The sequence below is a fragment of the Peribacillus sp. FSL E2-0218 genome, assembly GCF_037992945.1.
GTDB lineage: Bacteria > Bacillota > Bacilli > Bacillales > DSM-1321 > Peribacillus > Peribacillus simplex_B.
Genome location: NZ_CP150304.1, coordinates 3,967,360 through 3,990,774 on the forward strand (window position 1 = coordinate 3,967,360; position 23,415 = coordinate 3,990,774).

The 23,415-nt window shown below is 45.3% G+C and carries 25 protein-coding genes, 2 pseudogenes and 1 riboswitch; of the genes and pseudogenes, 9 read left to right on the forward strand and 18 right to left on the reverse strand.

From position 1 onward, the window contains the following. Nucleotides 1-550: 550 nt before the first annotated feature. The 3 genes from MHI53_RS19090 to MHI53_RS19100 all read right to left on the reverse strand — a co-directional run bounded on the left by MHI53_RS19090 (nucleotide 551) and on the right by MHI53_RS19100 (nucleotide 4,405). The gene (locus MHI53_RS19090) at nucleotides 551-2,221 is read right to left on the reverse strand and encodes a sigma 54-interacting transcriptional regulator (protein ID WP_340371970.1); all 1,671 of its coding nucleotides are present in this window, start codon (nucleotides 2,219-2,221) and stop codon (nucleotides 551-553) included. 64 nt (nucleotides 2,222-2,285) lie between these two features. Beyond that, entirely contained in the window at nucleotides 2,286-3,461 is a 1,176-nt protein-coding gene (locus MHI53_RS19095) for an acetyl-CoA C-acetyltransferase (protein ID WP_340371971.1), read from the reverse strand. After that, nucleotides 3,461-4,405, reverse strand: coding sequence for a 3-hydroxyacyl-CoA dehydrogenase family protein (locus MHI53_RS19100; protein WP_061140699.1), 945 nt, complete (start codon nucleotides 4,403-4,405; stop codon nucleotides 3,461-3,463). Before MHI53_RS19100 ends, MHI53_RS19095 begins: the two co-directional genes overlap by 1 nt. Nucleotides 4,406-4,639: 234 nt before the next feature. On the opposite strand from MHI53_RS19100, the gene MHI53_RS19105 reads away from it, so the two are divergent. Together MHI53_RS19105 and MHI53_RS19110 are read left to right on the forward strand one after the other, a co-directional pair. Further along, nucleotides 4,640-5,416, forward strand: a complete 777-nt coding sequence (locus MHI53_RS19105) for a 3-hydroxybutyrate dehydrogenase (protein WP_100531825.1) — start codon at nucleotides 4,640-4,642, stop codon at nucleotides 5,414-5,416. 303 nt (nucleotides 5,417-5,719) lie between these two features. Continuing rightward, complete coding sequence (locus MHI53_RS19110) at nucleotides 5,720-6,559, forward strand: alpha/beta hydrolase (RefSeq protein ID WP_340371972.1); 840 nt, start codon at nucleotides 5,720-5,722, stop codon at nucleotides 6,557-6,559. 57 nt (nucleotides 6,560-6,616) lie between these two features. Here MHI53_RS19110 and MHI53_RS19115 read toward each other — a convergent pair whose 3' ends face one another. Beyond that, nucleotides 6,617-6,802 (reverse strand): YjcZ family sporulation protein, encoded by a 186-nt coding sequence (locus MHI53_RS19115; RefSeq protein WP_311316461.1) that lies wholly within the window; start codon nucleotides 6,800-6,802, stop codon nucleotides 6,617-6,619. 289 nt (nucleotides 6,803-7,091) lie between these two features. Here MHI53_RS19115 and MHI53_RS19120 point away from each other — a divergent pair, with 289 nt between their 5' ends. After that, complete coding sequence (locus MHI53_RS19120; RefSeq protein WP_340371973.1) at nucleotides 7,092-7,610, forward strand: hypothetical protein; 519 nt, start codon at nucleotides 7,092-7,094, stop codon at nucleotides 7,608-7,610. Between the two features lie 523 nt (nucleotides 7,611-8,133). Here MHI53_RS19120 and MHI53_RS19125 read toward each other — a convergent pair. Together MHI53_RS19125 and MHI53_RS19130 are read right to left on the reverse strand one after the other, a co-directional pair. Next, a pseudogene (locus tag MHI53_RS19125) lies at nucleotides 8,134-8,480 on the reverse strand (SRPBCC family protein); the annotation flags it as partial. A gap of 57 nt (nucleotides 8,481-8,537) precedes the next feature. After that, nucleotides 8,538-8,811: pseudogene (locus MHI53_RS19130) on the reverse strand (GyrI-like domain-containing protein); the annotation flags it as partial. Between the two features lie 177 nt (nucleotides 8,812-8,988). Between MHI53_RS19130 and MHI53_RS19135 the strand changes: the two are divergent. After that, nucleotides 8,989-9,381: a thiol-disulfide oxidoreductase DCC family protein gene (locus MHI53_RS19135; protein WP_061140705.1), complete on the forward strand. Its 393-nt coding sequence runs from the start codon at nucleotides 8,989-8,991 to the stop codon at nucleotides 9,379-9,381. A gap of 44 nt (nucleotides 9,382-9,425) precedes the next feature. On the opposite strand, the gene MHI53_RS19140 is transcribed toward MHI53_RS19135, so the two are convergent. From MHI53_RS19140 to MHI53_RS19155, 4 genes are all read right to left on the reverse strand, one after another. After that, a complete protein-coding gene (locus tag MHI53_RS19140) occupies nucleotides 9,426-10,769 on the reverse strand; it encodes a DUF3238 domain-containing protein (RefSeq protein ID WP_340371974.1) in 1,344 nt (447 codons plus the stop codon). A gap of 223 nt (nucleotides 10,770-10,992) precedes the next feature. Next, nucleotides 10,993-11,160 carry a YvrJ family protein gene (locus MHI53_RS19145; protein WP_260320094.1) on the reverse strand — a complete coding sequence of 56 codons (168 nt, stop codon included), beginning with the start codon at nucleotides 11,158-11,160 and terminating at the stop codon, nucleotides 10,993-10,995. A 41-nt stretch (nucleotides 11,161-11,201) separates the two neighbouring features. Next, nucleotides 11,202-11,420 carry a DUF2922 domain-containing protein gene (locus MHI53_RS19150; protein ID WP_061140708.1) on the reverse strand — a complete coding sequence of 73 codons (219 nt, stop codon included), beginning with the start codon at nucleotides 11,418-11,420 and terminating at the stop codon, nucleotides 11,202-11,204. 37 nt (nucleotides 11,421-11,457) lie between these two features. Next, nucleotides 11,458-11,676: a DUF1659 domain-containing protein gene (locus tag MHI53_RS19155; protein WP_061140709.1), complete on the reverse strand. Its 219-nt coding sequence runs from the start codon at nucleotides 11,674-11,676 to the stop codon at nucleotides 11,458-11,460. Nucleotides 11,677-11,823: 147 nt separating this feature from the next. On the opposite strand from MHI53_RS19155, the gene MHI53_RS19160 reads away from it, so the two are divergent. After that, the gene (locus MHI53_RS19160; RefSeq protein ID WP_340371975.1) at nucleotides 11,824-12,453 is read left to right on the forward strand and encodes a hypothetical protein; all 630 of its coding nucleotides are present in this window, start codon (nucleotides 11,824-11,826) and stop codon (nucleotides 12,451-12,453) included. 41 nt (nucleotides 12,454-12,494) lie between these two features. On the opposite strand, the gene MHI53_RS19165 is transcribed toward MHI53_RS19160, so the two are convergent. From MHI53_RS19165 to MHI53_RS19180, 4 genes are all read right to left on the reverse strand, one after another. Then, nucleotides 12,495-12,749, reverse strand: coding sequence for a sigma-G-dependent sporulation-specific acid-soluble spore protein CsgA (locus tag MHI53_RS19165; protein ID WP_061140711.1), 255 nt, complete (start codon nucleotides 12,747-12,749; stop codon nucleotides 12,495-12,497). A gap of 198 nt (nucleotides 12,750-12,947) precedes the next feature. Beyond that, entirely contained in the window at nucleotides 12,948-14,375 is a 1,428-nt protein-coding gene (locus tag MHI53_RS19170) for a GntP family permease (protein WP_340371976.1), read from the reverse strand. Between the two features lie 128 nt (nucleotides 14,376-14,503). Continuing rightward, a complete protein-coding gene (locus MHI53_RS19175) occupies nucleotides 14,504-15,280 on the reverse strand; it encodes a 3-hydroxybutyrate dehydrogenase (RefSeq protein ID WP_061140713.1) in 777 nt (258 codons plus the stop codon). Between the two features lie 36 nt (nucleotides 15,281-15,316). Then, a complete protein-coding gene (locus MHI53_RS19180; RefSeq protein WP_061140714.1) occupies nucleotides 15,317-16,600 on the reverse strand; it encodes a GntP family permease in 1,284 nt (427 codons plus the stop codon). A 410-nt stretch (nucleotides 16,601-17,010) separates the two neighbouring features. Between MHI53_RS19180 and MHI53_RS19185 the strand changes: the two genes are divergently transcribed. Beyond that, nucleotides 17,011-17,934: a LysR family transcriptional regulator gene (locus MHI53_RS19185; RefSeq protein ID WP_340371977.1), complete on the forward strand. Its 924-nt coding sequence runs from the start codon at nucleotides 17,011-17,013 to the stop codon at nucleotides 17,932-17,934. Between the two features lie 88 nt (nucleotides 17,935-18,022). Further along, nucleotides 18,023-18,946 carry an NAD(P)-dependent alcohol dehydrogenase gene (locus tag MHI53_RS19190; protein WP_340371978.1) on the forward strand — a complete coding sequence of 308 codons (924 nt, stop codon included), beginning with the start codon at nucleotides 18,023-18,025 and terminating at the stop codon, nucleotides 18,944-18,946. A 61-nt stretch (nucleotides 18,947-19,007) separates the two neighbouring features. Here the strand turns inward: MHI53_RS19190 and MHI53_RS19195 are convergent, their stop codons facing one another. Further along, complete coding sequence (locus MHI53_RS19195) at nucleotides 19,008-19,409, reverse strand: NUDIX domain-containing protein (RefSeq protein ID WP_340371979.1); 402 nt, start codon at nucleotides 19,407-19,409, stop codon at nucleotides 19,008-19,010. A 205-nt stretch (nucleotides 19,410-19,614) separates the two neighbouring features. After that, nucleotides 19,615-19,719: riboswitch (purine riboswitch) on the forward strand. Nucleotides 19,720-19,885: 166 nt separating this feature from the next. Between MHI53_RS19195 and MHI53_RS19200 the strand changes: the two genes are divergently transcribed. Beyond that, nucleotides 19,886-20,767 (forward strand): 5'-methylthioadenosine/S-adenosylhomocysteine nucleosidase, encoded by an 882-nt coding sequence (locus MHI53_RS19200; RefSeq protein WP_340371980.1) that lies wholly within the window; start codon nucleotides 19,886-19,888, stop codon nucleotides 20,765-20,767. A 60-nt stretch (nucleotides 20,768-20,827) separates the two neighbouring features. Here MHI53_RS19200 and MHI53_RS19205 read toward each other — a convergent pair whose 3' ends face one another. The 3 genes from MHI53_RS19205 to MHI53_RS19215 form a co-directional block, all read right to left on the reverse strand. Next, nucleotides 20,828-21,184: a hypothetical protein gene (locus tag MHI53_RS19205; protein ID WP_061140720.1), complete on the reverse strand. Its 357-nt coding sequence runs from the start codon at nucleotides 21,182-21,184 to the stop codon at nucleotides 20,828-20,830. A gap of 164 nt (nucleotides 21,185-21,348) precedes the next feature. Next, nucleotides 21,349-22,074 (reverse strand): ZIP family metal transporter, encoded by a 726-nt coding sequence (locus MHI53_RS19210; RefSeq protein ID WP_061141039.1) that lies wholly within the window; start codon nucleotides 22,072-22,074, stop codon nucleotides 21,349-21,351. Nucleotides 22,075-22,169: 95 nt separating this feature from the next. Next, a complete protein-coding gene (locus MHI53_RS19215; protein ID WP_340371981.1) occupies nucleotides 22,170-22,508 on the reverse strand; it encodes a hypothetical protein in 339 nt (112 codons plus the stop codon). Between the two features lie 196 nt (nucleotides 22,509-22,704). On the opposite strand from MHI53_RS19215, the gene MHI53_RS19220 reads away from it, so the two are divergent. Beyond that, entirely contained in the window at nucleotides 22,705-23,199 is a 495-nt protein-coding gene (locus tag MHI53_RS19220) for a L,D-transpeptidase family protein (RefSeq protein ID WP_340371982.1), read from the forward strand. Nucleotides 23,200-23,415 lie beyond the last annotated feature (216 nt).

Genomic DNA, 23,415 nt, shown 5'->3' on the forward strand with positions numbered 1-23,415 from the left:
TCTCCCTTTGCCCCAAAATGAGACGGAAATCTCTTAGTAAAAAATATCAATCTCCCTAAATCCCATATTTTTTCCTTTGTTCCATCCAAGCCTGCCTTCCCCAAGTCAAGCTGAATGATCTCCCCAAACTTTCCAAGCGTTGATAACGCTTTCAACTTTCTTGGTGAATGATGAATTTTCTTTTCATTTTACGTGCAAACAGCATTTATCATGACAGATTGGCCATTCACTAATTTAATAATGCAATTGTCGTGCCAACTTGATTTCAAGGTCTATTCGTTACGTTTTTATAAATGGGACAAGCTAAAATCCCTGGTAACTGTCAGGTTTTCCTTACAGATAAGCAGAAAAGGTTAAAAAGTGTAAGCCTTTTCATACAACATCTCAAAACTATCTTGTTTTATGTACGGATTCCCTGACACACCACGATTTTTGAAAGGATAAAATAGGCGCAAACGTTACGCTTCCGGGATTGCTTCTGAGCGGATGCCCACCCAATTACCAATATTTTAACATTTAAATAGATGGGCAAACAGCTATTTTCCTATCATCATAAACCATATTTATTCATTTTTTCATAAAGCGTCGTTCGGCTGACCCCTAGTCTCTTTGCCGTTTCCGACTTATTGCCAGAAGTCATTTCCAGGCAGGAAAGGATGGCAGCCCGCTCGGTCTCATCCATCACCTCGGCTAAGGTGCGGATCGTGACCGCTTCCTTCTGACCCGTGATTTCTTTCGGGAGGTGCTTGGAACATATCCTTTCCCCTTCTTCCACGATATTCATTGCCCGTTCAATGATATTCTCCAGCTCACGAATATTGCCCGGCCACCCATAATGTCGCAGCAGCCGTAATGCTTGGTCGCTCATCCCGATTACACGCTTTTTCATGAGGCTCTGGTACTTTTCGACAAAATGATTGACCAGTATTTCAATGTCCTCCGGCCGCTCCTTCAGGGAAGGGACCTGAAATTGCATGACCTTTAGCCGATAATACATATCAAGCCGGAATTCCCCTTTTGAGACCATTTCATCCAAATTGCGGTTCGTTGCAGCGATTACCCGGACATCAATCGGAATGCTTCCCGTCGATCCGACCCTCTCGATTTCTTTTTCTTGGAGCACACGAAGCAGCTTCACCTGCATATGCAGCGGCAGCTCACCGATTTCATCGAGAAAAATCGTTCCCCCTTCAGCTGCTTCGAACTTCCCTGCTTTTCCGCCTTTTTTTGCACCAGTGAAGGAACCCTCTTCATAGCCAAAAAGCTCCGACTCCAGCAGCTCTGCCGGGATGGCGGCACAGTTCACCTTGACGAACACGCCCATCGCCCGTCTGCTATCATTATGGATGGAATGGGCAAACAGCTCCTTACCCGTTCCGCTTTCGCCCAAGATCAACACATTCGAATCGCTTTTCGCGGCAATTTTGGCTTGACCTTTCACTTCCATGAATGCGGGACTTCTGCCCATCAAATGATCAAACGTATAGGAGGCTTTATTCCTCTCGCGAAAATCACCTTTGTACTTTTTCAGCTCTACTTCAAGTGAGTTTATCCGCTTGGAAAGAGCGGTGAATTGCCCGACATTCTTAAAAAGAATCTTCCCGACCGCTCCTATTAATTTACCTTGTTTCCGTATGGGGGAGCGTGTCGCGATGATATAGTTATCTTTTATTTTCTGTAATTCGGCGACCTCTTGCTTGCCTGTTTTGGAGACCACATGCATCCGCGTATTTTCAATGACCTCCGTTACATGTTTCCCTATGGAGCTTTCCTGATCGACCCCCAGAAAATCCGCATAAGCGTGGCTCAGCATTTGGACATACCCCTCCGTATCGACCATCACCAACCCGTCATAGGCAAATTCAATGATATCCTTGAACAGAATTTCTTCATGATTATCGACATTAAGAAAATCACTTTTATTATTCGTAAACAATAGTAGATAAATCTGATACTGCTCAGCACCGATTTGAATGATGGTTTTTCTGACAATCCCATTGTGATCGTTCAAACGGATGGGCGTATTGACAGCTGGTCTAAGCTTTTTTTCCATCAGCACATTTATTTGCCGATCAAATTGATCCTCAGGGAATATCTCTGATAATATGCGATTGCATAAAAAGATTTCATTTTCGTTTTTCGTTACCAAAACACCTACAGGCAATTCTTCCACTATCGCCTTCACTAATTCCAAATGAACAGTTTCACTATCGCTTGCCATCCTTATTCTCCTTAACCCGTCTGAATTTTCCCTCATTATATCATAGGAAATTGAAGTCAAGGGATTACCGCTCCACAATCAGCGCCGTTCCTTGTCCGCCGCCAATACATAGGGTGGCAAGGCCGGTTTTTGCGTCCCTGCGCTTCATTTCATACAGTAAAGTCACTAAGATGCGGACACCAGATGCACCTACCGGATGACCCAATGCAATCGCCCCGCCATTCACATTCACTTTCCCCGGATTCAATTCAAGGTCATGAAGCACGGCGAGTGACTGCGCCGCAAAGGCTTCATTCACTTCCAGCAAATCGATTTCATCGATTGTCATTCCCGCTTTCGCTAGAGCTTTTTTTGTCGCAGGAACTGGCCCGTAGCCCATGATTTTCGGATCGAGGGCGGCATTGGCATAGGATTTGATCGTTGCCAGCGCTTCCAGTCCCCGTTCGTCTGCTTTTTCCTTGGACATCAGGACCAGCATCGCTCCCCCATCATTGATTCCCGATGCATTGCCGGCCGTCACCGTTCCGTTTTCCTTAAAAGCAGGACGCAGCTTCGTTAGCTGATCGATCGTCAGCCCATGACGCGGATGTTCATCCTGGTCCACCAAGATCGTCTTTCCGCGGCGTTTATATTCAACAGGGGCGATTTCATCTGCAAACCGTCCTTCAAGCTGGGCCTTTTCAGCCTTCATTTGGCTATTCAAAGCGAATTCATCTTGCTTTTCCCGGCTGATTTCCCATTGCTCGGCAATATTCTCCGCAGTCACGCCCATATGATATTGGTTGAAGACATCCGTTAAGGCATCATACGTCATGGAATCCACGGCTTCGGCATTCCCCATTTTCTGGCCAAAACGATAGGTGGGAAGTAAATACGGGGCATTGCTCATGCTTTCGATCCCTCCAGCAAGAATCACATCCGCATCACCAAGGGCAATGAATTGTGCTCCCATTATGACGGTACGGAGTCCGGACCCGCAAAGTTTATTAACGGCCATAGCCGGCGTCGTTTCCGGAATGCCTGCATGAATCGCAACCTGACGTGCCACATTTTGCCCTAATCCAGCAGACAGGATATTCCCGACCAACACCTCATCAATCAAATCAGCCGGGATTTTTGCCCGTTTGATCGCTTCCTTTGCTGCCACAACTCCCAATTCAACCGCTGAAACATGGGCAAGACTTCCTCCAAATGTACCAACAGGTGTCCTAGCTGCCCCTACAATCACTACTTCTCTCATCATACTTCCTCCTTCTCCCTTTTTAATTTTGCCAGTTTAATGAAATGTCGGTCCCGCTCATCGATTTTCTCGGAAGCGGCAGATCCTTCATACGTAAAGATCCCTTCTCCCGACTTTACCCCAAGCTTCCCTTCCTCCACCAAATCACGAATCAACACAGGAGCTTCCTTACTCTGATCAAGCTTGGGTGAAACATTATCAAAAACACGCTGCCATGTATCCAGTCCGCCAAAATCGGCAATCTCGATCGGCCCGGTAAATGCCCAGCGAAAGCCTGGTCCGGCCGTTATCGCCGTATCGATATCCTCAGCATCGGCAACACCCTCTTTTAATAGATGAAAGGCTTCCCGCATCAAGGCAGTCTGGAGGCGATTGGCAATGAAGCCCGGTATTTCTTTTTTCAAGAGAATCGGAGACTTGCCGATTTTACGCATCAAAGCAAGGGTTGTCTCGACGATATCCGGTTTTGTTTCGTCATGCTGAACAATTTCAACCAATGGAACCAGATGGCCGGGATTGAAGAAATGCGTGATCACCATCCTGTTTGCAAACGAAGCCTTCTCCATCAATTGGGAAATCGGAAAAGTCGATGTATTGGAAGCAACAATCGCATCCGGTTTGATGATGTTCTCCATTTGCTGATAGAGACTCAACTTCAGCTCGATGACTTCCGGGATCGCTTCAATGATAAAATCGGCTTCCCTTAAGGCCGCTCCCAAATCAATGCTATAGGTAATATTCGCCAAAGCGTCTTGCTTTTCCTGATCGGTCAACACCCCTTCCGCAATCAGCAGGGATAGATTCTCAGAAATCCGGTTTTTGGCATGCGCTAAGAATTCTCCCTGGATATCGTTAATCGTGACGGAATACCCGCTAACGGCAAATGACTGCGCGATCCCACTCCCCATGACACCTGAACCGATAATCGCTATTTTGTTAATCATCCTAATTCCCCTTTCCGTTTTATGTCCTCACCTTTCATTCATGCAATATTCGTGCCACCGATAACGAAAAAACAAAATTCTTTTGTTATGCCAAAAATCATGATAGACTCTTACTCATTAACCTAACCCATATTTTTATAACTTCCCTATTCATTTCCAACATTATCTTGAGGAATCTCCCTTTTTTTAAAATGGACAGATTGGACCATTACATTTTTTTTGGAGGAATGTAAGATGGTTAACAACAAAGTGGCGATCATTACCGGATCGGCTAGAGGAATCGGGTTTGAAATTGGAAAGATCTTTGCCGAAAATGGCGCGAAGGTCGTTTTATCCGATCTTGATCAAAACACAGTTGAAAAAGCTGCTTCAGATCTAAGAAACAAAGGCTTGGACGTTATCGGCTTAAAAGCAGATGTAACCGTTGAAGACGATATCATCCAACTGATCAATCAAGCTAAAGACAAATATGGACGAATCGATATTTTCATTAATAACGCCGGCCTTCAGCATGTGGCGCCGATTGAAGAATTTCCAACCGAAAAGTTCGAACTGATGATCAAAATCATGCTGACCGCTCCTTTCATCGCGATCAAGAACGTTTTGCCCATCATGAAAGAACAAGGCTTCGGCAGGATCATCAACATCTCTTCCATCAACGGTCTAATTGGCTTCGCCAACAAAGCGGCATACAATAGCGCCAAACATGGTGTCATCGGCTTAACGAAAGTCGCCGCCTTGGAAAGCGCCGCATCGGGCATAACCGTCAATGCCCTTTGCCCTGGATATGTAGACACTCCGCTCGTCCGCGGACAAATGGCAGACTTGGCGAAAACACGCAATGTTCCTCTAGAAGATGTATTGGCAGAAGTCCTTCTTCCGCTAGTGCCTCAAAAACGCCTTCTGGATGTTAGTGAAATTGCCGACTACGCCATCTTCCTCGCAAGCGACAAAGCACGGGGCATCACAGGCCAGGCAGTTGTATTGGATGGCGGATATACAGCTCAATAAAAAGAAAATATATCAGCAATAAGCCCGATTAAACAACACCAACAAAGGTGCTCATCATTCGGGCTTTTTTGTATTCATGGGATAACTAGACAGTCGTTTGGATTGGAAAAGAAGTGGAAGAAAATGGTGGAACAAAGAATTCCCTCATGTTACAGTAATATAGGGATACGACCCTTAAAAGGAGGCTTCGTCATGATTATTAAGTGGGTTAGACTGCGCTAATTAAAAGGGCTGGCCAATCATGCTCCGGAAAGAATGTATGGATTTGCGCAATTAAATCATATTTAATACGGAGGGTAAAACATGAGTGAACAAATCGTGAAAATAAATAAAGTCGATATATGTACAGAAAGTTTCGGAAACTCCAAAGACCCTGCTGTGCTTTTGATCATGGGAGCGATGTCTTCTTTAGATTGGTGGGATGAGAACTTTTGTATCCGCCTCGCCGAGCAGGGGAGGTTTGTCATTCGATACGATCATCGGGATTTGGGACGATCGACCGTTTATGAACCCGGCACTTCCAACTATACCATAACGGACTTGGCTGACGACGCCGCGGGTGTCCTGGACGCTCATTCCATAGAGCAAGCTCATATCGTCGGCATGTCCATGGGCGGTATGATCGGCCAAATCCTTGCCTTAAGATATCCGGAACGCGTCACTACGCTTACGCTCATCGCATCAAGTGTGTTCGGGACTGTCATGGAAGAACTGCCGCCAATGGACCAAAGCATATTGGATCATCACGCGAAAAGCGCTTCCGTGGATTGGGCAAACAAGGAGTCGGTCATCGCCTTTCTTGCGGATGGCTGGAAAACGCTGGCCGGTTCGAAACCTTATGAGCAGGAAAGAATGTATAAACTGGCTAAAAGAGAAGCAGAGCGCGCCAAACAGCTGCCAAGCAGATTCAATCATGCCATGCTTGCCGGCGGGGACGAATATTACGATCGAATGGGGGAGATCACGGCGCCTGTCCTCATCATCCACGGGACAGAAGATCCAGCCTTGCCATACGAACATGGACTTGCGCTTGCAAAAGCAATCCCTCAAGCTTCATTCGTGACACTTGAGGGATCGGGGCATGAAATTCATCGTGAAGACTGGGATGACATCATCGATTCCGTTAAAAAGCTTACTTCATGATAAGAATCAGCCATAAAAGAAGCCGACCATTTAAAGGTCGGCTTTTCTTAATACGTTTTAGCAGTAACCGCCATATCCTTGAACGCCGCCATAACCGCCACCGTTATCGCCACCGCCGCCGAAGCAAGCCGCTCCGACAATGATTAAGAGGATAAACAAAACGACTATAAAAGCGAAACCTCCACCAAAACCGCCAACACCGTTATCGCAACCGCAATTTGATTCATGACCACAATTAGACAATAGAAACATCTCCTTATTTGTTTTAGAACTTGAAAAATTAAATGGGTTAATTCACTTTATGTTCTAATTAGGATAATGACACAATAATCACCAGAAACTTTGTATGAACCACCCACAACTACCTCTCAAGAGCAAACTGGACGTTTTTAGTTTCGGGCCTCCTTCATGACGGAGATCTTATCGTGAAAGAAGACGTGACTCACTCCATGGCCCGAAAAAATGAGCATGTAACCCATTCCTGCTAGCTTCGGCTTATTGTACAATGAAGCTAAAAAGGCTCGAGGTATGTATGATAAAAGGAAATTCTTATATTTTTGTTTTCTCCATGCTGATTGTGTTGCTAATCGTACTTGTTTCAGAAACGCCGATAATCATCAAGGCTTCACTTGCTGCCCTAACGATGGCATTTTCAATCCCTTCAATCAGGAAGCTTATGTTCAAAGACAAATGCAGAAAAATGAAAGCGGCACTGTACTCCTCATTGACCTTTACATTGGGCCTATTTCTAATCTCGATTTTCGAAGAACCATCATCCATTTTATCTGGTGATCACCTTTCCCTTCTTATGGCTGTGCTTTTTTATAGCTTATTGGGAAATTTCATTTACGGCTTACCCGCCTCGCTTATGGCTGAAGTTATTTCAATCAGGTTTTTCACGATCCGTATCTGGTTATCTGGATTCATTCATATAGCCTTTGGACTGATTACATACTTCATCATGCCAGGCTTGTTTATACCGGCGATTATTTGCGCCATACTCTTTTTTGCACTGGATGAAATCATTAACGTATATCCGTCAAATACCTGACCTCTGTTATCCTGACCAGTTTGCAGTGTGGCAAAATGAAAAGGATAAAAGAAATTAGCTTCTTTTATCCTGCAGTTCATTTACTCTATTAAACGCCGCCAAAGCAACTCATAGATAAGGTAGAGTTGACACAAAATAGTCGTATTGTTTTAACCTGATGGCACGTCCCGCCATAGAGCCCGAAAACATATTGAGTAATTTTTCAAAAAAATGTAATAAATCCGCAACTAAACACTGGAACATTTGTTCTGATTGTGTTATTCTTATATTAAACAATAAAAGATCCAATCGCTGCCAAACGATTTGATCGTAACGATAATCAAAGGCCGGTTGTATCCGCGGGCCTAAAACAAGGTTGTACCGCTGAGCCGAGCCAATTGCTGACAACAAAGGTGCTGGTGATAAATAACAGCTTCGATCTTCAGCTAACGCACCTGATTGTTCTTTAATAACTGGTATTCTATTACTCGCAGAGTTTTATTCCACCAGTCAATTGCAATTCCAGCCTTCTGGTTTAAAAAGGTTAGTGCATATTCTCAGCAATCTTTTTCTCCAAAAACAACTTATCCGCTAAAACTCCAATTGGACCGAACGGTGATTTAAATTGAAATTTATCTATCATTATAGTCCCGCCCTGCTCATCTATGAACAGATGTGTGTGTTAGAAGGAATGGAAGGCTCCCTTCACCATAATGTCCACAAACTTATTTGGTTTTTCCATTAATGTCACTTGGGCCTTCAGCCTTTGTTTGATTCCAACGTGAACGGCTTCCCAAGTTACAGTATCTCCCTCCTCCAATAACCCTTCTGTCACACATCAACAGCAATTTCCTTTGTACTCGCCGTCTTTTTGGTATGGATATCCACGCTTTCAACCTCCTAATATAAACCCCTTCTAACCATCATTATAGCTAGATTTTGTACATATTACCTACCCTTTATTCCTGGATCCTTCATAGTTCCTTTGCCTGGATCCACCTTTTCCACAGGCATACATATTTCACTTCTAAATGTTGGTGAAGTACTATCTTTATTTTCGTTCCAAAGGATTTCCGGCAGTTCTATTTGTTCATAATTTGATAACGGAAACCACTCAGAATAAATGCGTCCCCATATAATTTGCAGTGATCAGGAAAGGGACCGACTGCTTCGAACATGCCCTTGCAGATGCATCAACTTCAAGCTGAGTTAAATGATCGGGACCAATAAATATAAACGCGCTCCTCACTCCAACCCATTTAGTGACTTTTCCGGAACAAACCCTCATTTCCACCATCTTAAAACTCCATGCAGTTCCATACGTTTTCGCTTTCCCAAAACGGGTAGTGTATGATATAGGCAGGAATGGAATAAACGTCTCTCTTTAGGAGGAATGTTCATGAATCCGGTGATATTGTTTGATGGGGATTGCAACTTTTGTGATGCGAGCGTGCAGTTCATTATAAAGCGGGATCCGAAGGGGCTTTTTCATTTTGCTTCTCTTCAAAGCGAGGCAGGGCAGGAGCTGCTGAAAAAGTACGATGTTCCTGCGGACATTGATAGCATGGTGCTGATCGAGAAGGACCAAGCCCATTATAAATCGTCTGCAGCCTTGAGGATTTCCCGCAGGTTACAAGGGGCATGGAAGCTGTGTTACGGTTTCATCGTCGTTCCAAGCTTCATCCGGAATATGGTTTATGACTTCATTGCCAAAAACCGGTACAAATGGTTCGGGAAGAAGGAAGAAAGCTGTATGCTGCCATCGCCTAGTGTTCGGAAGCGCTTTTTATAAGAAAAGAAAAAGGACGAAGAGCCATCAGCGGCTCTCCGTCCTTTTCATTGTATAAAGGTGGAATATCTCCATAGATGATTGGCCGTCGGGCGGGCCATCATTTCAAGGCCTTTACTCTTCGCTTGATGCAGGGGCTCCCACTCCTGTTCATCTGTTTCCTTTAGATAAACTTCGTGATGGGGTGCCTGGTCATGATAGCCGGCAATATTGATTTCGCCATTTCGGTAAAAGGTCCCGATCACTTTATAATCCACCGCAGGAGAAAGAATGATCGGGTTCCCGACAGAGTGTGTCAGTTGAATCGTCGTTTTCTCTTTATTGGCTAACACGTGTTTCACTACAATGTCTTCGTCAGATGCCACACCTTCCTCGAGAAAAACAAAATCCTTGTCGTATGCCTCACTTTTTCCGACCGCTTTGGAAAACTCGATTTCCGCATCCTTCTCCTTCTCTTGAATCGTCAGATCGACCCTGGTCCTATAGCGGGATGAATCGGGATCGAAGCCCCGATTGTCCCCTTTAAAATATGGAACCTTGGAAGCAAGGTTGGGGTTCTTCAGCCACTCCTCCGGTAAAAAGGTGGAATAACGAAGCCGCCAATGTCTCAGCTTTTGGTCATCCGCCTTGCTTTCTTTAACCGATTGCAACAGCTGCTTCACGGGTCCTACCTTTTTGGTGTTCGTTATTTCCTCAATCGCTGCCTGTGCTTGGGAAGAACCTTTTTTAAAGACGCCGACCATACTCGCCAAAAACGATTTAACGGCATATGTTTCTTGCTCCGAACGCGGGAGGGGACGCCTCGCTTTGATCGTGTACGTGTATCCTTGGTTCTCGCTAATCCTCCGATCACTGAAGGAACATCCATGCACCTTCCCGACCTTTACGCCGTTCCGGAAAATCATGTATTCCTCTATCCCTTTAATCGGTTCCCATTCGAGGCTGATTTGACCTTTGGCGACAATCGTCGTGAAGACCAGATCCAAAAGGATATTATCCTCCTTTTTATTCTCGGCGGTCGTCGATGTTTGTATTTTCATCCTTTTTTTGACTTGCTTCTCCCCATCCAGGCTCTCGATCATATACGTATAGATCGTTCCTGCTGCCAGACCTTGTTCCGCTACATAAGGCTCCGTCCCGCTATAAATCGGCTGTAAACCTCTAAATACCCGGTAAAATCGCCCTTCATCCGGCCAGACAAGCTTTATGGCAGTCTCCTTCCGTTCAATTTTGCACATCAAGGACGTCGTCTTGATCACGGCCCGATGCAGCCTCTTATGCGAAACGAGATAAGCGATCCCTGCAATCCCGAGAGCCAGCAATGATTGCCGAGTGGTGATTTTAACTCCACGTTGTTTTAAGCCTGGAAATGAAAAATGAGTCATCCACATCATCAACACCTCTTCCTTTGATAGGTGTATCTTTTTTTTCCTTTACCCATTTTAAACTCGGGGCACACTTTGCGATGTGCTGCCACGTTCATTAACCTAAAAAAAATGAGGAAGTGCATGCCCACGGTCTTGTTTACATTTAACGGCGATTTTATATGTCTATTCATTTTTTCGTCGAAAAAAGCATCATGAATGCTACCACTCATGATGCTTTCCCCCTTCTTTATCCCGATTTTGGAATCCCCTCTCGCAGACGATCTGGCAGCTCTACAAGCGTTTCGTTCAAGGTATCCAGTTTCGTTTCAATCCGATGAAGCAAATAAAGGGTAACAATGATCGGAAACCCAATATCACTGACAAACGGCAGGATTTGATCCACTTTTTTCTTCACCTCACCTTCCAGGGTGTACGGTCAAGGAAACACTTCCTAAGTTAGTTAAGCTCCAAATCCTCGACATTCCGCTCAACAAGCCGTGCTCCCTTCACGCCAACGAATCCACCTGAGGCAGAAATGAAAGCATTCCCAGCAATGACTTGTTCCATTGCCAGTTTAACCGTATTTACATGAATCGGATTTTTCGGATTTTCTACGGCAATCGTCGCTGATTTTCCTTCCTCCGTCTCGAATATCATTTCCAACACTTTAGCCACTTGACATCACCTCCCTCCGGTCGGTTTCATGCACCAATTAGCCCATCAATGAATACGTATCGACCCTCGTCACTTCGCCCAATGGATAAGTCTGCACGCTTGCGATCGCCGCAGCTGTTGAAAATAACTGATCAGCCGTCGCCTCGGTCTTGATGTTGGTGAAGGATTTACGTTTGAAGGTAATGTTCCCTTTTTCATTCAGCCCTGTTTCAAAATCGACCCGGAGCGTACTGGATACTGGAATTTGGTTGGCCATGTCTCTCACCCCCTTTCGCACTCTATATACATTATTCCGAGCCGAAAGTAGCATGGTCTTAGTAAAAAGTTGGCATTTGGTTTTAACTGGAACGATATGTTCACCTTTTAATGGGAAATAATATTCGAGAAAGGAAGTGGATCAGTCATGTCATTAGAATGGTTCGACAGAATAAGCGGAGAATTGCAGGATCATCTTACCTCGATTTGCGATGAGTACGACCGAAATGGCAGCATGATCGTGGAGCGGGGATCTAAGCATCCACGCATCGAATTTTATACAGAGCTCGATGACCATGAGAGGGATTATTTCGCCTCGGTGTTTTTCGATCCGCATAATGAAGAATTTTACCTCGAATTCTTCGAGCAGGAATTGGGCCAGGTCAGCAAGGTGGTTTTGGCTGATATTGAAGATATCGTGGATGCTGTGCACGAAAGCTTCCATATCTATTTGGAAGAAAACGAGACTGAAGATAAAAATGATCTTGATGCCGATGCATTAGAAGAACATGATGATGTGGAGATTTACGAAATTGATGTCGATTGGGAAACGCCTGAAGTGACCGCTTACATGAAGGAAAATGAAGTGGAGGTCACCTATCAATTCGGAATCGTCCAGGAAACCGGTGATGGCGTGCTAAAGCGCATCAATCGGATTCGAACAGCGGATGATGACTTGTTAAAGGATGAAACCAACTTTATTTTCAGCAAGGAAGAGGCAAGCACCATCATCGCCATGATCGCAAGCCACATGGATAAACTGAGCGAAATGGATTAACGAAATAAACCTTGTCCATGCACATCATGGACAAGGTTTTATTACATCAAAATCAGTTCATAAACTTCCGATAATTGAGTGACCCGCTCCGTATCACTGGACTCTTTGGCATGCTTGATTTCCTGCGGCAGGATATGATTCAGGAAACTGGCTTCTTTACCGGTAAGCACATTGATGAGATCTTCTTCTGATTGAAGATGTCCACCCTTGATTTTATTATATATGCCCTGCGCTGCAGGATTTTGATCCGTATAGTTTGACAAGATCTCACGTAAGTAACCAAGCGTACGATCCATTATTCCATCCCTCTCCCCTGTTAGGTTTAAAGCTTATATATACCTTCCCCTATTATGGGCGGATGCATTCCTTGCTTTATTTTTCGAGTTTTATAAAAAAAGGACCCATTACGCTTGGGTCCTTTTTCGGGTTCGCGCGAGTTTCGGCGCTTTACTCGCCAATTCGGACTTTTCTCGCGAGTTCATGCTGTGTCATCATTACACGATGCCAAACCAGGTGTAGAGGGCGATGATGACGAAGACAGCGAGTGATTTGATGACAGTGATCATGAAGATGCTGCCGTATGATTGTCGATGCGTTAGTCCGGTGACGGCAAGCAGGGTGATGACGGCTCCGTTATGCGGGAGGGTATCCATGCCGCCTGATGCCATGGCGACGACGCGGTGCATCACTTCGGGTGAGATGTTTGCCGCGGCGATGGCCTGATTGTATTTGTCGGCCATGGCGCTTAGTGCAATTCCCATTCCTCCTGAGGCGGATCCCGTTATGCCTGCGAGTGCGCTGGTGGAGACTGCACCATTGACGAGCGGATTCGAGAATACACCGGATATGCTGTCGCTGATTTTGGCGAATCCTGGGAGGGCGGCAATGACTCCCCCGAAGCCGTACTCGGATCCTGTGTTCATGACGGCAAGCAAGGAGCCACCAATACTGGTATTGAGGCCTTCCTTCATGTTTTTCGTCACTCGTTTCCAATCATAAGCAAGGGCCGTGATGATGCCGACGACCAAGGCGATTTCAACCGCCCAGATGGCAGCGGTGGCCGCTACATCCACGGAATAGGTTTCAAGCCCGATTGCTGAAAAATCAAATCCATTCGGGTACCATTTCGGTATCGCTTTCGATAGATAATTATTCATGAGGGCCACTAATCCAAGGGGAACGAAGGCTAAAATTTGCCGTAATGCCGTTTGATTGGTTCGTAAATCCGGAGCTGGCTCGCCTTTTTCCGATTCAGCGGCCGCCTCCTTTTCCTCCGCCGTGCCATAATAGCCTTCTCCGGCTTTCTTGGCACGCCTTTTTCTGCTTTCCAAATACGTCAAGCCGACCGATAGGACAAAAATGGCGCCTATGCTGCCAAGTAATGGAGCGGCATAAATGTCCGTACCAAAGAAGGCTGTTGGAATGACATTTTGGATTTGCGGTGTGCCGGGTAACGCATCCATCGTGAACGTGAATGCACCAAGTGCGATGGTTGCAGGCATCAGCCTTTTCGGAATGTCGGCTTGCTTGAACAATTGAACGGCAAAAGGATAAATCGCGAACACCGCTACAAACAAGCTCACGCCGCTATAGGTTAAGATCGCACCCAAGAGGACAATCGTCAGCATCGCTTGTTTGGTCCCGATCAGGCGCACGATCGTCTTCGCAATCGATTCGGCGATTCCCGACATTTCAATGATTTTCCCGAATATGGCCCCTAATAGGAAGACGGGAAAATAATTTTTGATGAAAATGACCATCTTTTCCATGAATACACCCGAATAGAACGGAAGGATGTTACTCGGATCGATGAAAAAAACCGGTAAAAGTGCAAAGATGGGTGCAAATAAAATAACGGAATAACCGCGATAGGCTGCAAACATCAGCAATCCTAACGATAGTAAAATAATCAGTAAGTCCATGTAAATCCCCCTTTAATCCAACTTTGAAAAATTCCCCCAAATCAGTCATATATACGCCAAAAGTGAACCTCTCCGTCCATTTAAATTGGACGGAAGGGTTCACCTTCAGTTGTTATACGTTATTCCTATTACTGAGCTGTGTAGCCGCCATCGATGACGACAGCTTGTCCTGTTACACTTTTCGCTTTATCGCTTGCCAAGAACAATGCATAATCAGCAATTTCACTAACATCCAATAAACGTTTTTGAGGCACTAATGGAAGAAGGACTTCTGCCAATACATCCTCAAGCGGGACATTGCGTGTTTTCGCCAAGTCTGCCATTTGTCCGCGAACAAGCGGTGTATCCACATATCCAGGACATAATGCATTGACCGTGATTCCGTGCTCTGCACCTTCAAGGGCAGCAACTTTCGTTAAACCGATCACCCCGTGTTTCGCACTGTTGTAAGCCGCTTTACCTGCGAAGCCGATGACTCCGTTAATGGAAGAAACGTTAATGATGCGTCCGAAGCCTTGTTCCTTCATGATCGGGAATACGGCTTTCGTTAGCATGAACGGTGCCGTCAGCATGATTTTGATCATCAATTCGTATTTTTCAGTCGGGAAGTCCTCGATTGGCGATACGTGCTGCAACCCGGCATTGTTGATGACGATGTCTACGGAACCGAATGTTTCTTTAGCTTCCTTCACCATGTTTACGATATCTTCTTCTTTCGTTACATCGGCTTTGATACCGATCGATTCGAAGCCTTCCGCTTTAAGGGATGCTGCCGCTTCCTTTACCATTTCTTCATTAATGTCGGATAGAACCACTTTCGCTCCGCTTTGAGCGAAATGTTTGCCGATTTCAAATCCAATACCGCGAGCAGAACCTGTAATGATGACGACTTTGTTTTCAACCATGATAAATTTCCTCCTATTTGTTTACGTTTTTATTGATTAGACGATTCCGATGGCACCCATGATAATCCCGACGATCATCGCAATGGTCGGGATGATGAAGGCTACCATGAAAACATCCTTATATGTTTCTTTATGTGTTAAACCTGTTACCGCTAGAAGTGTTAATAGCGCGCCGTTGTTCGGGAAAATGGATGCACCTGAAGCAACTGCGGCCATTCTGTGGAATACATCCGGGCTGATTCCCGTCGATTGCGACAAGCTGTAGAACGTATCGCCAAGTGCATTAAGCGCAATACCCATACCGCCTGAAGCAGAACCTGTAATGATGGCCATGATCTGGACGGCAAGTGATTCGGCAACGAGCGGATTGCTGGAAATATTCAGCAGCCAGGAAGTGATATTATCGAATGCAGGTATGACCGCAATGACAGCGCCAAATCCAACGGCAGCACTCGTATTCAGGATCGCCATAACCGACCCTTTTGCTCCCTCGTTCACAGAGAATATGAACTTTTTATAATCCTTGATATTAATGAGCATTATGCTCAGGACCCCTAATAATAAGGCATAAATCGGCTCTAATTTCACAACATTAAGTAATAGGACAACGATCAGAAGTGGAACCAAAGACAAGATCCAATTAGGGATTTTTTCGTCCTCGGCTGAAGCCGTGACCGAGTCGTCTGTTGCGATGAAGCCTTCTCCCTTGGCGGAAAGTGATTTTTCCCTATAAGATAACCAGAAATACCCGCCAACGGCCATGATCAATGAAGTGACGATCCCGATGATCATCCCCGAAGTTGGGGTCGTGTGGAAATATTCCATCGGTATCAGGTTTTGAATTTGCGGTGTACCCGGTATGGCTGTCATCGTGAACGTGAATGCCCCAAGCGCGAAAGTCGGAACAAGCAGCCTTCTCGTAACATTGGCTTCTTTAAAGAGAGCCAGCGCAATCGGATAAACGGCAAACACGACGACAAATAAGCTAACGCCGCCATATGTCAATAAAGCGGAAGCGATCAATACACCCAGAATCGCCCTCTTTTTACCGATGATTTGTGTTACCTTCTTGGCGACGGATTTCGCTGCGCCCGTTTCTTCCATTAACTTCCCGAATATCGCTCCGAGTAAGAAGATCGGGAACCATTTCTGAACGAAACCGACCAATCCGGTCATATATGTGCCCGTATACGTATCGAATACATTCAATCCGCTCATTAATGCGACTACTCCAGCAACCAATGGTGCTACCCAAATAATGGACCATCCCAAATAGGCTAAAGCCATCAGCAATACTAAGCCAACAATGATACTTAACACACGGAACCACCTCTTTTCATGGTGATATCAATCATTTTGCTTTCCATCCCAGTTCCCCCTTGATGTGTAAATCTCTCTCGGCTGAAAACTTCAGCCTCTACCCCATAAAGAATTGTAAACATGATCTATCAGGACACTCTCTTTTATTATGCCAAGATAATTTAAAGCCATTCCTTGACCGTATTCCGAAAAAGATGAATAAGCCAAGCAATAAGTAAGGAATATATCTACTAACAAAGAATGCAAGCTTGTTTTGGATCCTTTTAGAAAAGAGAATGTTTTTTTGATATAGGGTAATATATACTTGCTTTTTTTATCTTCATATAGTTTACATCCACTTAATTTATAAGTAAAATGAATAAAAAGAATACAATCCATGCCAAATGCGAATAAATAGGAGCGAGAGAGATATGGAATTCCGAGACTTAAAATCCTTCATGGAGGTAGCCCTTCACAAGAGCTTTACAAATGCCGCGGCCCAATCTTATTTAACCCAGCCTTCCTTGAGTAAAGCTGTCAAAAAACTAGAGGAAGAACTGCGTGTCGAGCTATTCGACCGTTCTACGAGACACCTCCGCCTTACCGATGCCGGTCAAATCGTCTATCAGCAAAGCCAAAAAGCCTTCGCGGCATTATCGGAATTGAACGTGCTCCTCGATGACCTGAGGGACATTACGACCGGCGAGGTGAAAATTGACATCCCTCCGCTGATCGGCACCTTGTTTTTCCCGGAAATTGCCCGCAGCTTTCAGGAACGCTATCCGAAGGTTTCCCTTCAGTTGGTGGAGCTTGGAGCCAAGCTGATCGGCAAGCTTGTCGAAGATGGCGAAATTGATCTCGGCATCGTCGTATTGCCAGCCAGTGATGCAACCTTCCATATCTCCCCCTTCATTGAAGACGAATTCGTCTTATTCCTTCATGAAGAACACAGACTTGCGCAGCAACCCGCTGTCTCTTTAGCTGAACTGAAAGATGAGAAATTCATCCTCTTTTCAGAAGACTTCACCCTGCATGACTACATCATTCAGGCGTGTGAAAAGGATGGCTTCACCCCGGACATTTCATACCAAAGCTCACAATGGGATTTGATCATCGAGCTCGTCTCATCCAAGCTGGGCATCACCCTCCTGCCCAGATCGATCTATCGTAAGCAAAACAATGAAAATGTGACAATCAAGCCGCTAAAACACTCGAATCTTTATTGGAAACTTGGGATCATCACCAAAAAAGACGCCTACCAATCCTACGCGTTGAAAGAGTTATTGAAGCTGCTGGAGGAAGGGATTCATTTCGTGCAGTGCGACAATCATCCAAATGAAAAGGAAAAGCAGTGAAATTTACGAAATTCACTGCTTTTTTGCATGTATGGAGGCTTTCATCATAAGATGAACAGATTGATTCGATTCCTAAGGAGACTGGCTTATGAAGGCAATGGTATGCACCAAATATGGTTCACCCGATGTACTGGAGCTCCAGGAGGTGGCAAAACCCACACCGAAGGACAATGAAATCCTCGTAAAGATACATGCGACTACAGTTGCCTCAGGAGACATAAGAGTCCGCCGTTTCCATAGCCCTTTCTTGCTTTGGCTCCCGATGCGGATCTTCCTGGGACTTACAAGGCCGCGCAAAGCCATCCTCGGCGTGGAGCTGGCCGGGGAAGTGGTTGAAACGGGAGCGAAGGTGAAAAAATTCAAAAACGGCGACGCGATTTTTGCGATGACAGGCATGAATTTTGGCGCTTATGCCGAATACACATGCTTGCCTGAGGATGGGGCCGTGGCCATGAAACCGGCCAACCTTTCCTATCAGGAGGCGGCCGCCCTCTCATTCGGAGGAACGACAGCGCTGCATTTTTTTCGAAAAGGACAAATCGAGGCTGGACAAAAGGTGCTCATCTACGGTGCTTCCGGAGCTGTAGGGACTTCGGCGGTACAGCTTGCCAAAATCTTAGGCACAGAGGTTACCGGCGTATGCAGTGCCGCCAATTTTGAATGGGTGAAATCGCTTGGAGCCGATAAACTCATCGATTATACCAAAGAGGATTTCACGAAAAGCCCGGAGCGATACGATGTCATCTTTGATGCAGTCGGAAAAAGCTCCAAGGCAAGCTGCAAGAAGCTCCTAACTCCGAATGGCCGCTACGTGTCAGTCGAGGGCCAAGGAATAGCCAAAATCCTTACCGACGATTTACTCTACCTCAAAGGGCTCATCGAAACAGGAAAACTAAAACCGGTCATCGACAAATGCTACCCGTTCGAGCAAATTCCCGAAGCCCATCGCTATGTCGAAAAAGGACATAAAAAGGGAAATGTCGTGATTACAGTCGAACATGAAGGAAATTGATATAGCTCTTTTTGCAAACCTAGATTAGGAAGGACTAGAATGGTCCTTTCTAATTGTAGAGTTAGCAATCTTTATATAACCTTTGCACTTTTTCGGCTACTTCTTTTGGACGCACATCCAACGTTGAAAGGTCTTCTAGTTTCACCCACAACGGCTGATAGGTTCCTCTTACTCCGTTTTCCTCCGTGTACTCTTCTCCCTTTCCCTTTCCGAGAACACCTTCCTCGATATCGCCTAAGAAAAAGAATTGTACCCCATTATAATGAATGACTGACACGCATTCTTTAACCTTCACCACCAGCCCCAATTCCTCAAAGGCTTCCCTTCTTGCCGCTGTTTGAGGCGTTTCATCTTTCTCGATGCCTCCCCCAGGGAAGACATAATAAGCAGTCCCTTCCCTATATCTTCTAATCAAGGCTACGCTATCTTTTTCCATTAAGATCATTGACCCTCTATTCCTCACACTATCCCTCCCATTAACATAAAAGAGTACACCCATTATATTTTTCTAACTCTTCTCACCATTACAAAAATCCTTTTTCCACTCAATGAATTTGTGAGTTTTCGAAAAAATCATACACAAAACACGAACATTATGCAACACTATTTTATGAACGTTCACTTTTTTCATTGCTATTCGATCATTCCTTTGTTATATTAGCAAAGTGATAATCGTACCTATCATTACTCGTATAGGCTTGGAAATATGGTCTGAGCGTTTCTACCTGGTTCCCATCTGAAAGAACTGGACTACGAGTTGAAGCATCCTCCCGCTCTTCTTATTCGAGCAGGTCATGATTTAGCATGTTCTTCGTTTTTGCTTTATTATCCGATGCTTTGACGTTCGCAGCTCCAGGAGACAGGATCATTCTGCCGTTCTGGAGCTTTTTTCTTTCAGGCCAAACCTGCGGGTGCATCCAATATAAAGGAGAGATTACGATGAGAAACATCCTGTTGAAAAAGTATTCGATAGTAGGAATCATTACATTACTGCTTGTGTCCATGGTTGCAGCTTGCAGTTCGACACCAAAAAATGAAACGGAAGAAAAAAAGGCGCAAAGGCCGATCATGGTGCAAGGTCCGATGCCGATCGAGGCTGAACATTTCGCGAAGAAATTGGAAGATGTGAAAGAAGAAAAATCAGGGGATTTCGTTTTTTATAAGGGAACTTTAGATGATTACCCTGTCATCGTCGCCAAAACGGGTAAAGGGATGGAAAATACCGCTGCCGCTACTGCCGTGGCGATTGAAAAATATAACCCCATCGCCATCATCAATCAAGGAACATCCGGAGGACATGACCCAAGCTTAAACGTTTTTGATATTGTTTTGGGCCAAAAAACGGTAAACCTAGGTTCATTAAAGACCGCAGATAAAGCTGAAAACCAGGGCATCGATCCAACTATATGGAAGCCGATGGATCTAATGGCGTCTGAAGGAAGTGCAGGGGAAGACCCTAATGCTGAAAAACCACGCTTCTACGAGGGAGATAAGGATTTGCTTGCGGCCGCACATGCCGTTAAGGAAACATACACAAAAGGGAAGGTTGTCGATGGCACGATCGGTTCAGCGGACGTTTGGAATAATGAAGTCGATCGGATCAAATGGTTCCATACGAAATATGGTACATCCGTAGAAGAGATGGAAGGTGCCGCCGCTGCCCAAATCGCCAAAGCGTACGATGTGCCCTTCCTAGGGATACGGGTGCTATCCAATAATAAAGTGAATGGCGGTACATATAACCCGAATACAGCAACCGCCAATCAAGGCTATGTGTATGAAGTGGTCAAACAATATATCTCCACGGTTTCAAGCAAATAAGCTCTATATGCAAAAGAGGCGCAGACCACTATTCTAGCGTCTCTTTCCTTGTGGTAAGCCTCATTCCTCGCCGCACAATATCAAGCTGAGGCTGTTCAATGTGTGCAGTCTGGCGGTGAAAATGAATAAATCATCATAGTTATTTCCTACGTATTCTTCGATGATGATATAGCCTTTTCTGAATCTATCAACCAATAAATGCGTGTAGTTTTCATCCCAGGTGAACCGGTTGATCCTTTTCAATTCATCGGCCCATACTTGAAACTTAAACTCCTCGACAAGCAGCTTCAATTGATACAATTTATCTATATGTAAACAAAAGATATTGTTCTTATCTTGATGGTGTTTTTGGACGAATTCAATAAAACCCTTGATTTGATCAGCCAGCATATTCGCTATTTGCATCTCGAAGTTCATCTCTCCATCTCCCCAATGTCTAAAATCTAATCCATCGCATTAGTTGAATATATGTTTTGAAATGATATTTTAACACCAGCAATTTTTCTCGACGATGATAGATTTATCATGGTGATCCGGCACAAAAAAAAGCCCCCAACATATCAAGGGGACCCTTCCATGCTTCACATCGAATCAAGAATCAAGGAGATGAGCAGGCCGGCAGCGGTGAATATCCCGGTGATCGGCCCTCCGTCTTCATAGGCTTCCGGCATCATCGTGGACGCAATCATGGCGATGATGCCGCCGCCTGCAAAGGCTGCCATCGCTGCCATCGCATAATCCGGGGCATGGTCAAGGAACAGATAGCCGCCCATCGAGGATAGGGACGAGATGACCAGCACGGAAAACCACAGCAGCATGATTTTCTTTTTGGAATAGTTGCTATTGAGCAAGCCTGTCGTACTAGAGAGCCCCTCGGGAATATTACTGATGAAGATGGCAATCACCAACAGCCAGCTTACCGAGCCGCCGCTTAACAGGCTGGCGCCAATCATGATCGACTCCGGGATGGCATCCATCACCGTCCCGATGAAAATCGCCAGGCCCGCTTCCTTCGACGAGCTATTATTCGATCGTTTCCGTTGATCGGCACCTTTTTTGGAAACAAGGAAATCCAGGACCGTAAACACGACGGCCCCGGCTATAAAGCCGATTGCCGTTGCCCAGATGCCCCCATCATCCACCGAATCGGCAAGCAGCTCATAAGCAGCCGCCCCGATCAGTACCCCCGTTCCGAATGCCATGATGTAGCCAATGACGTTTTTCTTGATCGGAATGAAAATGGCCGCAAGTGCGCCAAGCAGGACAGCAGAACCTGAAACCCCTCCCCAAAAGACCGCATTCCACATCATATACCCTACTTTCCTTTTTTATAGCATGATACCCATGTTGGTGCCGTATGTAAACAAGGACAAAGCAAAGCAGCGGGGATATAGGCGCCCTCTTAGATGGTGGATGCCTGCGGTTTATCTTCCTCTCTTTCACTAACCTTCGCAATCTTATCAACGAACATGTGGAAAACCTTTCTCTTTTCCTCCAGCTCCTTGATCGATCCCTTCAACTCGTTCAGCTTCTGTTCAAACGGTTTATGATACATCTCACGGATGTTGCGGATAATTTCATCATTGATCGTCGATGGGACAACCTGCTTGGTGATATTGAATTTATAGGAATAAACCTGAAGCTCCCGTTTCACGTCCTCATATTCCTTTTCAATTCCATTCAGCACATCGCTAATTTCTTCATTCCATTCCACTAGCGCCTTTTTCACATGTTCCTCCACCTATATTCCCCCTCTTTCACTGTCAAATCCAACTCGATAAAAAATTCATTGTATCAAACATTGATGTCGGTTCCTTTTCTGCTTATTTACTGAACCAATACGTATTATTAAAAACAGATAACAGCAGCTTCACGAAACACTTTTTCTCCTCTACATACAATGTAAGGTAACGAAGATATCCCATGGAGGTGATTAGATGATCCATACAGTCAAGCAAGGGGAAACGCTCGGGCAAATTTCCAAAGACTACCGGACGCCGCTGGCAGCGATCATCCTGGCTAACCCGACCATAAACCCTAACGTCATCTACCCTGGTCAAGCAATCGTCATACCCGGCTTTCCACCACCTGACTCCCTTCCCTATCAAATTGATGTCTCGATAAACAACCGTACACTGCGGCTGCTGAAGGATGGCGTCCTGCAAAAACAATACCCGATCGCCGTTGGCAGGATATTGTTCGGAACCCCTGTAGGCCAGTTCATCATCGTCAATAAAGACCCCAACCCCGGCGGCCCATTCGGTACGATGTGGATGAGTTTATCCAAGGAACATTACGGGATTCATGGAACGAATGATCCAAGCTCGATCGGGAGAGCCGTATCCAAGGGCTGCATTCGCATGCACAACAAGGATGTCGAGGAATTATCTAAAATCGTTCCGATCGGGACATTGGTGACGATTCATCCGTAGAGGTTAAAACACGAAAGGCCAACTCGATGATGGTAGAGTTTGGCCTGCTTTTTTTAGATTGTATAAATTTGTAATGTTGCATTTTCACTCCAACTCCAGGCACTCGCTTATCAAGAGGAGGTCCGGGAGCCTCCTCGGCGCTTTCTACACCTCCCCCTATAAATTAATTGGTCACGTTTTTCCCGCAGGCGTCGCGCGCCTTTTGTTCTCATTAAT

What these genes read in the sequence shown, in the direction of transcription:
- MHI53_RS19090 (WP_340371970.1), bottom strand. Translation starts at nt 2,221, where the DNA reads ATGGCAAGCGATAGTGAAACTGTTCATTTGGAATTAGTGAAGGCGATA.
- MHI53_RS19095 (WP_340371971.1), bottom strand. Translation starts at nt 3,461, where the DNA reads ATGAGAGAAGTAGTGATTGTAGGGGCAGCTAGGACACCTGTTGGTACA.
- MHI53_RS19100 (WP_061140699.1), bottom strand. Translation starts at nt 4,405, where the DNA reads ATGATTAACAAAATAGCGATTATCGGTTCAGGTGTCATGGGGAGTGGG.
- MHI53_RS19105 (WP_100531825.1), top strand. Translation starts at nt 4,640, where the DNA reads ATGGTTAACAACAAAGTGGCGATCATTACCGGATCGGCTAGAGGAATC.
- MHI53_RS19110 (WP_340371972.1), top strand. Translation starts at nt 5,720, where the DNA reads ATGAGTGAACAAATCGTGAAAATAAATAAAGTCGATATATGTACAGAA.
- MHI53_RS19120 (WP_340371973.1), top strand. Translation starts at nt 7,092, where the DNA reads ATGATAAAAGGAAATTCTTATATTTTTGTTTTCTCCATGCTGATTGTG.
- MHI53_RS19135 (WP_061140705.1), top strand. Translation starts at nt 8,989, where the DNA reads ATGAATCCGGTGATATTGTTTGATGGGGATTGCAACTTTTGTGATGCG.
- MHI53_RS19140 (WP_340371974.1), bottom strand. Translation starts at nt 10,769, where the DNA reads ATGTGGATGACTCATTTTTCATTTCCAGGCTTAAAACAACGTGGAGTT.
- MHI53_RS19155 (WP_061140709.1), bottom strand. Translation starts at nt 11,676, where the DNA reads ATGGCCAACCAAATTCCAGTATCCAGTACGCTCCGGGTCGATTTTGAA.
- MHI53_RS19160 (WP_340371975.1), top strand. Translation starts at nt 11,824, where the DNA reads ATGTCATTAGAATGGTTCGACAGAATAAGCGGAGAATTGCAGGATCAT.
- MHI53_RS19165 (WP_061140711.1), bottom strand. Translation starts at nt 12,749, where the DNA reads ATGGATCGTACGCTTGGTTACTTACGTGAGATCTTGTCAAACTATACG.
- MHI53_RS19170 (WP_340371976.1), bottom strand. Translation starts at nt 14,375, where the DNA reads ATGGACTTACTGATTATTTTACTATCGTTAGGATTGCTGATGTTTGCA.
- MHI53_RS19175 (WP_061140713.1), bottom strand. Translation starts at nt 15,280, where the DNA reads ATGGTTGAAAACAAAGTCGTCATCATTACAGGTTCTGCTCGCGGTATT.
- MHI53_RS19185 (WP_340371977.1), top strand. Translation starts at nt 17,011, where the DNA reads ATGGAATTCCGAGACTTAAAATCCTTCATGGAGGTAGCCCTTCACAAG.
- MHI53_RS19190 (WP_340371978.1), top strand. Translation starts at nt 18,023, where the DNA reads ATGAAGGCAATGGTATGCACCAAATATGGTTCACCCGATGTACTGGAG.
- MHI53_RS19200 (WP_340371980.1), top strand. Translation starts at nt 19,886, where the DNA reads ATGAGAAACATCCTGTTGAAAAAGTATTCGATAGTAGGAATCATTACA.
- MHI53_RS19205 (WP_061140720.1), bottom strand. Translation starts at nt 21,184, where the DNA reads ATGAACTTCGAGATGCAAATAGCGAATATGCTGGCTGATCAAATCAAG.
- MHI53_RS19210 (WP_061141039.1), bottom strand. Translation starts at nt 22,074, where the DNA reads ATGTGGAATGCGGTCTTTTGGGGAGGGGTTTCAGGTTCTGCTGTCCTG.
- MHI53_RS19220 (WP_340371982.1), top strand. Translation starts at nt 22,705, where the DNA reads ATGATCCATACAGTCAAGCAAGGGGAAACGCTCGGGCAAATTTCCAAA.